This is a genomic window from Streptomyces sp. W16 (assembly GCF_033194735.1).
Classification (GTDB): Bacteria; Actinomycetota; Actinomycetes; order Streptomycetales; family Streptomycetaceae; genus Streptomyces.
The window spans coordinates 1-1,913 of record NZ_JAWOAI010000969.1; the positions used below are offsets into that span (position 1 = coordinate 1).

At 72.7% G+C, this 1,913-nt stretch carries 2 protein-coding genes; one reads left to right on the forward strand and one right to left on the reverse strand.

The genetic code is table 11. From position 1 onward, the window contains the following. Positions 1–111: 111 nt before the first annotated feature. Positions 112–1,314, reverse strand: a complete 1,203-nt coding sequence (locus R6V09_RS52030; protein ID WP_317888384.1) for a PP2C family protein-serine/threonine phosphatase — start codon at positions 1,312–1,314, stop codon at positions 112–114. 162 nt (positions 1,315–1,476) lie between these two features. Between R6V09_RS52030 and R6V09_RS52035 the strand changes: the two genes are divergently transcribed. Further along, the coding region (locus R6V09_RS52035) for a GNAT family N-acetyltransferase (RefSeq protein WP_317888385.1) at positions 1,477–1,913 on the forward strand (437 nt) is incomplete at its 3' end.

The window sequence follows — 1,913 nt, forward strand, 5'->3', positions numbered from 1 at the left end:
CGGCGCGCTGATCCGCGGCGACGTGCACGGCTGGACCAACACCGGCGACCCGGGCGCGGCGGCCGGGCAGGCCCACCGGGACGGCACCCTCGCCGGAGGCCGGCGGCCCGCTCACCGGGAGAGCCCCTGTGTCGAGGCGGCCGAGGCCGAGGCCGTCGGGCCCTCCCGGCAGACCAGCAGCAGGGCGCGGTCGTCGTTGACGTCCTTGGCGACGGCCTCGATGAGGTGCCAGGCGGCGCCGTGGAAGCCGCCGGCGACATAGCGGTCGGCCTCGCCGGTGAGGCGGTCGATGCCCTCGACGATGTCCCGGTCGGAGGTCTCCACCAGGCCGTCCGTGAACAGCATCAGCACGTCACCGGGCCGCAGTGAGCCTTTCACCGGGTCGAACTGGGCGCCGTCGTACACCCCCAGCAGCGGCCCCTCCGCCGCCTTCTCCTCCCAGCGTCCGCTGCCCGCGCTGAGCTGGAGGCCCGGCGGGTGGCCCGCGGAGAAGAGTTCGTAGTCGCCGGAGTCGAGGTCCAGGACGAGGTGGATGGAGGTGGCGAAGCCCTCGTCCCAGTCCTGGCGGAGGAGGTAGCCGTTGGCGGCGGGGAGGAAGGCGTGCGGGGGCAGGGAGCCGAGGAGGCCGCCGAAGGCGCCGGAGAGGAGCAGGGCGCGGGAGCCCGCGTCCATGCCCTTGCCGGAGACGTCGGTGAGGACGACCTCCATGGTCCGACCACCGTTCGTGCGAGCCGCCACGACGAAGTCGCCGGAGAACGACTGGCCGCCCGCCGGCCGCAGCGCCATCTCCCGGTGCCAGCCCTGCGGCAGCTGCGGGAGCTTGCTCTGCACGCGGATGCGTTCGCGCAGGTCGAACAGCATGGTGCCGCCGCGCCGCCAGGGCACGCCCACCCGGCTGCGGAACTGCGCGATCAGCAGCCCGAAGAAGCCGCACGCGGCCACCACGAGCACCACGCCCGGTGTCACCCGCGCCGGGCCCTCGGTGTACGGGCCGAGCTTCACCGACTCCACGATCAGACCGGTGGCCGCCGCCGCGTACAGGCCGAGCAGGCTCGCGGGCCGCAGCAGCAGGCCGCCCGCGACGATCGGCAGGACCAGCGCGGCCGGTGAGAACCACACCGCGTTGGCCAGGGTCATCGCCACGATCACCGGGATCGTGAGCAGCAGTCCGGCCAGCGCGACCCAGTCCGAGCCGTCCCCGCGGAAGTAGTCGACGGCACTTCTGCGCAGGCCGGTGCGGACCCGGTGAACCAGCTTCCTCAACCGGGCCATGAACGTGTCGGCCTCCGCGCGCCGCTCTCGTCCTGCTGCCATTAGTTCGGGACCCTATCCATCCGACCAGCCGCTTGGCACGGGAGGTCCCACTTGTCCCCCCTGCGAGGTTCAACTTCACAGTGAACTTCACCAGAGGCTCCTGTGCGGGCGCCGAGCGGAAATTCCCTGGCTCGTCCCGCAATGCGCTGATAGGCATGGTCCATGGGGACAGACGCGAGAAACACGCCGGCCGACCGGACCGAGCTGCGGGTGCTGCGGCGGGACGAGTGGAACACCTGGTACGACACCCTGATCACCGCGTTCGGCGGCATCCCGGAGTCGGCCGAGGAGCGTGAGCTGTGGGACGGGCTCACCGAGGTCGACCGCTCCCTCGGCATCTGGGACGGCGACGCGTGCGTGGGGACTGCGGGCGCGTTCAGCTTCCGGCTCACCGTGCCGGGCGGCGCCTCCGTGCCGGCCGCGGGCATCACGATGGTCAGCGTGGCCGCCACCCACCGGCGCCGCGGCCTCCTGACGTCCATGATGCGGCGGCAGTTGGACGACGTACGGTCCTGGGGCGAGCCGCTGGCCGTGCTGACGGCCTCCGAGCCGGTGATCTACGGCCGGTTCGGGTACGGCATCGCCACGCTGCGCGGGAG